General features: G+C 66.9%; 8 protein-coding genes and 1 pseudogene. 5 read left to right on the forward strand and 4 right to left on the reverse strand.

Annotated elements, in window-relative coordinates:
* A pseudogene (locus tag EJC49_RS24900) lies at positions 1-189 on the reverse strand (pyridoxal phosphate-dependent aminotransferase); the annotation flags it as partial.
* 121 nt (positions 190-310) lie between these two features.
* Between EJC49_RS24900 and EJC49_RS24905 the strand changes: the two are divergent.
* The 5 genes from EJC49_RS24905 (at position 311) to aat (ending at position 5,201) form a co-directional block, all read left to right on the forward strand.
* Positions 311-1,720, forward strand: a complete 1,410-nt coding sequence (locus tag EJC49_RS24905; RefSeq protein WP_126702628.1) for a M48 family metalloprotease — start codon at positions 311-313, stop codon at positions 1,718-1,720.
* Positions 1,721-1,751: 31 nt separating this feature from the next.
* Positions 1,752-2,552, forward strand: a complete 801-nt coding sequence (locus EJC49_RS24910) for a DsbA family protein (RefSeq protein ID WP_126702629.1) — start codon at positions 1,752-1,754, stop codon at positions 2,550-2,552.
* A gap of 208 nt (positions 2,553-2,760) precedes the next feature.
* A complete protein-coding gene (accB, locus tag EJC49_RS24915) occupies positions 2,761-3,219 on the forward strand; it encodes an acetyl-CoA carboxylase biotin carboxyl carrier protein (RefSeq protein WP_126702630.1) in 459 nt (152 codons plus the stop codon).
* A gap of 7 nt (positions 3,220-3,226) precedes the next feature.
* Positions 3,227-4,570, forward strand: a complete 1,344-nt coding sequence (gene accC / locus EJC49_RS24920) for an acetyl-CoA carboxylase biotin carboxylase subunit (protein ID WP_126702631.1) — start codon at positions 3,227-3,229, stop codon at positions 4,568-4,570.
* 13 nt (positions 4,571-4,583) lie between these two features.
* Positions 4,584-5,201: a leucyl/phenylalanyl-tRNA--protein transferase gene (aat, locus tag EJC49_RS24925; protein WP_126702632.1), complete on the forward strand. Its 618-nt coding sequence runs from the start codon at positions 4,584-4,586 to the stop codon at positions 5,199-5,201.
* An 18-nt stretch (positions 5,202-5,219) separates the two neighbouring features.
* On the opposite strand, the gene EJC49_RS24930 is transcribed toward aat, so the two are convergent.
* The 3 genes from EJC49_RS24930 to EJC49_RS24940 all read right to left on the reverse strand — a co-directional run bounded on the left by EJC49_RS24930 (position 5,220) and on the right by EJC49_RS24940 (position 6,896).
* Positions 5,220-5,855: a LysE family translocator gene (locus tag EJC49_RS24930; protein WP_126702633.1), complete on the reverse strand. Its 636-nt coding sequence runs from the start codon at positions 5,853-5,855 to the stop codon at positions 5,220-5,222.
* An 85-nt stretch (positions 5,856-5,940) separates the two neighbouring features.
* A complete protein-coding gene (locus EJC49_RS24935; RefSeq protein WP_126702634.1) occupies positions 5,941-6,384 on the reverse strand; it encodes a DUF2155 domain-containing protein in 444 nt (147 codons plus the stop codon).
* A gap of 113 nt (positions 6,385-6,497) precedes the next feature.
* Positions 6,498-6,896 (reverse strand): NADH:ubiquinone oxidoreductase subunit NDUFA12, encoded by a 399-nt coding sequence (locus tag EJC49_RS24940; RefSeq protein ID WP_126702635.1) that lies wholly within the window; start codon positions 6,894-6,896, stop codon positions 6,498-6,500.
* Positions 6,897-7,029 lie beyond the last annotated feature (133 nt).

Below are 7,029 nucleotides of genomic sequence, written 5' to 3' on the forward strand. Positions count from 1 at the left end.
GCCGATGCGGCCTTCGCGTGCGGCGCGGGCGGCGGCCTCGCGCACCGCGGCCGGCGCCGGGTCCGATGGCTGGCCGACGGCCATGGAGATGACCGGCTCGCCTTGCGCGCGCAGCCGGTTGGCTTGCGCCAGCACGTCCATGGCGTGGAAGGGTTCTATGGCACTGCGCCGGGAAATCGCCGTCTTCATTCCGTCTCCCCACTGGCCGGCGCGATCCGCCGCACAATCGCCGGATTGGTCCGGGATCACAAAAGGATGAAGCCGCCCGGCTTTTCATCAGCGTGAGGCTCGTCTACCTGTGATCCCCGCCATGATCCATTCCATTCTCCCCCGTTCGCGGTCTTTTCGAGGCGTGTTGCGCCGGATTGCCGCGCCGCTCGCCGCCGTCCAGCTCGTCGTTGCCGCCGCCAGTCCGGCGCTCGCCCAGCAGCAGCGGCTGCCGATCGTGCGCGACGCCGAGATCGAGGCCCTGGTGCGCGACTATGCCCGGCCGATCCTGGGGGTCGCGGGGCTGCAGAAGGCGGGCGTCGACATCATCCTGGTCAATGATCGCAGCTTCAACGCCTTCGTCGTCGGGCGGCGCATGTTCATCAACACCGGCGCGCTGGTGACGGCCGACACGCCGGGCGAGATCATCGGCGTGATCGCGCACGAAGCCGGGCACATCGCGGGACGCCACCAGGAGAAGCTGCGCCAGCAGCTCGAGCGGGCGCAGACCATGGCGCTCGTGGCGACCCTGCTCGGCGTCGGCGCCGCCGTCGGCGGCGCGCTCTCGGGCAACAGCGGTCTCGCGCAGGGCGGTACCGGCATCGCCGCCGGCGGCAGCGAGGTCGCGCGGCGCACGCTGCTCGGCTACCAGCGGGCGGAAGAAATCGCGGCCGACCGGTCCGCCCTCACCTATCTGGAGCGCACGGAGCAGTCGGCTGCCGGCATGCTGAAGACGTTCCAGCGCTTCCAGAGCGCCCTGGCGCTGTCCGGCGCCCGCGTCGACCCCTACCAGATCAGCCATCCGATGCCGCGCGAACGCATCGCCAACCTGGAGACGCTGGCACAGCAGAGCCGCTATTTCGACAGGCGCGACCCGGCCGCCCTCCAGCTTCGCCACGACCTCGCGCGCGCCAAGATCGCGGCCTACATGGAGGGGCCGGCAGCCACGACGCGGCTGTTCCGAAACGATCCCCTCGGTCTTCCCGCCCGCTACGCGGACGCCATCAACACGCATCTGCGGGGCAGCCCGGCCAATGCGCTGGCCAAGTTCGACGCGCTGATCCGCGAGCATCCGAGGAACCCCTATTTCCACGAGATGCGCGGCGAGGCGCTGGTGCGCGCCAACAGGCCGGCCGAAGCCGCCAAGGCCTATGGCCAGGCGCTGGCGCTCGACCCGTCCAAGTCGGCCATCATCCAGATCCAGCGCGGCCAGGCGCTGCTTGCGGTGGGCGACAAGGACTCGGCCAGGCAGGCGGTGAAGGACATCCGCGGCGCGCTCGACCGCGACCGGGAAAACGCGATGGCCTACCGTCATCTCGCGCAGGCCTATGGCATGCTGGGCGAGATCGCCGAAGCCGAACTCGCAACGGCCGAGGCGTCCTACTATTCGGGCGCCTTCCAGGATGCGAGCATCTTTGCCATGCGCGCGCAGCAGAAGTTCAAGCCCGGTTCGCCGAGCTGGGTTCGCGCGCAGGATATCATCAACACGAGCAAGCCCCGGGCGAAGAAGTGACGGGCCTCGCTCAATTCGGAAAGTCTGGGTCATGAAGAAGAAACTCGGCCTGCAAGCCGTCCGCGCGTCGCTCCTTTCGGCCCTGTTCGTCTCCGGCGCGGTGCTGGGGTCGGGCAGCGGCATCGCCGCCGAGCCGGCCGCCGACAGGACCGCCGGCTTCAGCCGCGCCGAGATCGAGACGATCGTGCGCGACTATCTGATCGCCAATCCGGAGATCATGCTGGAAGTGCAGGATGCGCTCGAGGCAAGGCAGCGCGACCAGCAGCAGCTCGCCCAGATCGAAACGATCCGCGCCGCGGGCGACGACATCTTCAACTCAGCGCATGACGGCGTCTACGGAAATCCGGACGGCAAGTACACGCTGGTCGAGTTCTTCGACTACAATTGCGGCTACTGCAAGCGCGCCATGGCCGACATGCTGGAGATGACGAAGGCCAATCCGAACGTGCGCTTCGTGCTCAAGGAGTTTCCCATTCTCGGCCCGGATTCGCAGCGCGCCCATATCGTCGGCCAGGCTTTCCAGCACCTGATGCCGGAACAGTATGGCGAGTTCCACATCCGGCTGATGGGAGCGGCCGGCCGTGCCACCGAGGAGAGCGCCATCAAGGTGGCGCTGTCGCTGGGGGCCGACGAGGCGCGCCTGCGCGAGGAAATGAAGGATCCCAAGATCGCCGACGTGTTCAATCGCACCTACGAGATCGCCAACAAGCTCGGCATCACCGGCACCCCCTCCTATGTCGTCGGCGAGGAGGTCGTCTTCGGAGCGCTGGGCCGCGACGTGCTCGAACAGAAGGTTGCCAACCTCGAGCAATGCGGCAAGGCCACCTGCTGATCGGGCGCATTTCCCCCAGAAAGCTTCGCTTTTCGATGCTTTGCAGGGGCAAAGAACACGCTTGCTCTCTTTCACCTGCGCATCAACCCGACTATAGAGGTGCGGCGCCCGGCGGGTGCATTGCGCCTTGATCCCGCAGGCCGGCGGGTTACGGGCAGCAGCCTGCCGACCGGGTGCGTGAGCGGAAATGCGAAGGAACACAAGCCCAATGGCGACCAAGAACACCGGCATAGACCAGAAGCTCATTCGCGACCTGGCGGGCATCCTCAACGAGACCAACCTGTCGGAGATCGAAGTCGAGCAGGGCGACCTGCGCATCAAGGTGTCGCGGCAATCGGCCGTGGTGCATGCGATGGCGGCTCCGGCGCCAGCCCCCGTCTTCGAGCGCGTCGCCGCGCCCGCCGATGCGGCCAAGCCCTCCGCTCCGCCGTCCGACAAGATCGTTCCGTCGCCCATGGTCGGCACGGCCTATGCCTGCCCCTCGCCCGGTTCGCCCGCCTTCATCGAGGTCGGCCAGAAGGTGCGCGAAGGACAGACGCTGCTGATCATCGAAGCCATGAAGACGATGAACCAGATCCCCTCGCCGCGCGCCGGCACGGTGACGCAGATCCTGTTCGAGGACGCGCAGCCGGTGGAATTCGGCGAACCGCTCGTCGTGATCGAGTAGTCGCGGCATGTTCCAGAAGATCCTCATCGCCAACCGAGGCGAAATCGCCCTGCGGGTCCTGCGCGCGGCCAAGGAACTCGGCATCCAGACGGTGGCGGTCCACTCCACGGCCGACGCCGACGCCATGCATGTGCGGCTCGCCGACGAAAGCGTCTGCATCGGCCCCCCGCCCTCGCGCGACAGCTATCTCAACATCCACCAGATCGTGGCGGCCTGCGAGATCACCGGCGCCGACGCCATCCATCCGGGCTACGGCTTCCTGTCGGAGAACGCCCGCTTTGCCGACATTCTGGCCGCCCACAACATCACCTTCATCGGCCCCTCCGGCGACCACATCCGCATCATGGGCGACAAGATCGAGGCCAAGCGCACGGCCAAGCGCCTCGGCATCCCGGTCGTGCCCGGTTCCGAAGGCGCGGTGACCGAGGAGAAGGAAGCCAAGCGCATCGCGGCCGAGATCGGCTATCCCGTCATCATCAAGGCATCGGCCGGCGGCGGCGGACGCGGCATGAAGGTGGCGCGTAGCGAGACGGATCTCGAAATCGCGCTCGCCACCGCCCGCTCGGAGGCCGGTGCGGCCTTCGGCGACGACGCGGTCTACATCGAGAAGTACCTGGAAAAGCCGCGCCACATCGAAGTGCAGGTCGTGGGCGACGGCCGCGGCGGCGCCATTCATCTGGGCGAGCGCGACTGCTCCTTGCAGCGCCGCCACCAGAAGGTCTGGGAAGAGGCGAACTCGCCTGCGCTCAACGCCGAGGAGCGCGCCCGAATCGGCGCCACCTGCGCCAAGGCCATCGCCGATCTCGGCTATTCCGGCGCCGGCACGATCGAGTTTCTCTACGAGGACGGCGAGTTCTACTTCATCGAAATGAACACGCGCCTGCAGGTCGAGCATCCGGTGACGGAAGCCATCACCGGCATCGATCTCGTGCACGAGCAGATCCGCGTCGCGTCTGGCGGCGGTCTGTCGGTGCGGCAGGACGAGGTGCGCTTCCAGGGCCACGCCATCGAGTGCCGCATCAACGCGGAAGACCCGCGCACTTTCACCCCCTCGCCCGGCACCATCACCCACTTCCACACGCCCGGCGGCCTCGGCATCCGGGTCGATTCGGGCGTCTATTCCGGGTACCGCATCCCGCCCTACTACGACAGCCTGATCGGCAAGCTCATCGTGCACGGTCGCAACCGGGTCGAATGCATGATGCGCCTGCGCCGCGCGCTGGACGAATTCGTGGTCGACGGCATCAAGACCACCTTGCCGCTGTTCCGCGATCTGGTCGGCAATGGCGACATCGCCAATGGCGACTACGACATCCACTGGCTCGAGAAGCACCTCGCGGCCAAGGACTGACATTCGCTTCGCGATGGAACGTCCCTTCGCGCCCGGACACCGCATCCCGCCGGACCTGCTGCTCAAGGCCTATGCCTCGGGCGTGTTTCCGATGGCCGAGAATGCCGACGACCCGGAGGTGTTCTGGGTGCGGCCCGAGACGCGCGGCGTCATCCCGCTCGACGCCTTCCACGTGCCGCGAAGCCTCGCCAAGGTGATCAGGCGCCAGGTTTTCGCGATCGACTTCGACCGGGATTTTTCCGGCGTCATCGATGGCTGCGCGCAATCGCGCGAGGCCCGACCCTCGACCTGGATCAACGGCCCGATCCGCGAAGCCTATGGCAAGCTGTTCGAGCGCGGCCACTGCCACACGGTGGAGGCGCGGCGCGAGGGGGTGCTGGTCGGCGGTCTCTATGGGGTGACGCTCGGGCGCACCTTCTTCGGCGAAAGCATGTTCTCACGCGAAACCGACGCCTCCAAGGTCTGCCTCGTGGCGCTGGTCGACCGGCTGAAGGAGCGCGGCTTCGTGCTTCTCGACACGCAGTTCACCACCGAGCACCTGAAGCGCTTCGGCGCCATCGACGTGCCGCGGCGCAAATACGAGAAGCTGCTCGCCAACGGCATTGCGGGCGAGGCCGTGTTTCATCCGTAAAGGCCGGTCGCGCCGCCGTCAGCCTCGCTGCAGCGCAACGTGGAGACCCAGGCCGACCAGCACCGCTCCACCCGCGCGCTGAGCCAACCGCTGGGCACGCGAGGAGTGCCGAAGCGTCTCGACGAGCCTTCCGGCGATCAGCACGCAGACGATGTCGGCGAGCGAGAACGTCAGGTTGACCACGGTGCCGAGGATCAGCAATTGGCCCCAGACCGGCAGCGATGCCACCGGGTCGACGAATTGCGGCAGGAAGGCGAGGAAGAAGATCGCCGTCTTTGGGTTCAGCACCTCGACCGCGATGCTTTCGGCGAAGGCGCGACGGCCCGACTTGCGCGGCAGATCGCGAGGCACATCCGTCGCGGCCGACCGTGCCGCGCGAAATGCGGAAACACCGAGCCAGATCAGGTAGAGCGCGCCGACGAACTTGACGATCAGGTAGAGCGTCGGGACGGCGTGGAACAGCACCGACAGGCCGGCCGCGGCGGCGATGACATGGACATAGCAACCAAGATGGATGCCGAGGCTGGCCATCAGGCCGGCCATCCGACCGCCGGCAAGGGTTCGCGCAGCCGCATACATCATCGCGGGGCCGGGAATGAAGGCGAAGATCGCGGTGGTCGCAAGAAAGGCGATCAGGACTTCGATGCCGGGCATGATGGTTCTCCGGCCCAATGCCGGGCTTTCACCATCCCTATCGCGCTCGGCCGGCCGCGGAAAGAGGCCGATTGACCGATGGCGCTCAGTTCGCCTTGGCGGTCTCCGGCGGCGGGACGTCCGACCTCTGCTTGCAGGCCTTCAGCCAGACGTCATAGACGGAATGCTCGACGGCGTTGAGGCCCGGGCTCTCGGCAAACATCCAGCCGGTGAAGATGCGCCGGATCTTGCGGTCGAGGGTGATCTCTTCGACTTCCACGAAGGAATCGGTCTTGGCCTCGTCGGTGTCGGGGCTGGACAGGCAGACGCGCGGCGTCACCTGAAGCGCGCCGAACTGCACGGTCTCGTCGATGTAGACGTCGAAGGTGATGATGCGGCCCGTCACCTTGTCGATTCCGGTGAACTCGGCCACCGGGTTCTTGATCCGGTTGGCGCCGGACGACTGAGCGACGGCGGCCGCCGGGATCGCGACGATGGCGACAGCGCAGCAGAGCGCGCGCGCCAGGCGCAGGTAAGCCATCGGTTTCATCTGTCCAAGCCCCAACCCTCTGCGAGATCCTCGCCATCGTCCACCATGACGATCGACGCCGAACTCAGATGGATAACCAAGGAATGTGGCGATACAAGCGCGCCGCGAATTGATCAGTTCCCCGGCGTCCAGGCGTCGTAGTCGCCGGTGACGATCGGCCGTTCGCCGGGCCTCAGGACCGATCCCTTCGGCCGGTACGCCTTGGCCGAGCCGGTGTGATTCGCCTCGTGCGGGCGTTCCCACTCGCGAGGCTGGTAGGTCTCCTGCGCCGGGGCGGTGTCGACGCGGTGATGGAGCCAGCCATGCCAGCCGGGCGGCACGCGGGTGGCTTCCGACAAGCCGTTGTAGATCACCCAGCGACGCTGGCGCCCCTCGGAATCGACGCCGCCGGTGTAGTACAGGTTGCCCTGCTCGTCCTTGCCGACGAAGGTGCCGTTGCGCCAGGTGTGAAAGCGCGTGTTCAGCGTCTGGCCGTTCCACCAGGTGAAGAACTGGGTGAGAAATTTCAACATCGCAGGACCTCGCGGATATCCCCGCCTTATGGCGTTCGAAGCGGGCGAAAGCAAGGGGCGTGGCGTCGCGCCCTAGGGCTATCGCATTTGGCCGATGATTGATCTGGCGAAGGCGTCGGACCAGCCTGCTCGC

Origin of the sequence: Aquibium carbonis, from assembly GCF_003970795.1 — a bacterium.
In the GTDB taxonomy this organism is placed as follows: Bacteria; Pseudomonadota; Alphaproteobacteria; order Rhizobiales; family Rhizobiaceae; genus Aquibium; species Aquibium carbonis.

Excerpts from the sequence above, each read along its gene's own strand:
- EJC49_RS24905 (WP_126702628.1), top strand. The coding sequence starts at position 311 with ATGATCCATTCCATTCTCCCCCGTTCGCGGTCTTTTCGAGGCGTGTTG.
- EJC49_RS24910 (WP_126702629.1), top strand. The coding sequence starts at position 1,752 with ATGAAGAAGAAACTCGGCCTGCAAGCCGTCCGCGCGTCGCTCCTTTCG.
- accB (WP_126702630.1), top strand. The coding sequence starts at position 2,761 with ATGGCGACCAAGAACACCGGCATAGACCAGAAGCTCATTCGCGACCTG.
- accC (WP_126702631.1), top strand. The coding sequence starts at position 3,227 with ATGTTCCAGAAGATCCTCATCGCCAACCGAGGCGAAATCGCCCTGCGG.
- aat (WP_126702632.1), top strand. The coding sequence starts at position 4,584 with ATGGAACGTCCCTTCGCGCCCGGACACCGCATCCCGCCGGACCTGCTG.
- EJC49_RS24930 (WP_126702633.1), bottom strand. The coding sequence starts at position 5,855 with ATGCCCGGCATCGAAGTCCTGATCGCCTTTCTTGCGACCACCGCGATC.
- EJC49_RS24935 (WP_126702634.1), bottom strand. The coding sequence starts at position 6,384 with ATGAAACCGATGGCTTACCTGCGCCTGGCGCGCGCGCTCTGCTGCGCT.
- EJC49_RS24940 (WP_126702635.1), bottom strand. The coding sequence starts at position 6,896 with ATGTTGAAATTTCTCACCCAGTTCTTCACCTGGTGGAACGGCCAGACG.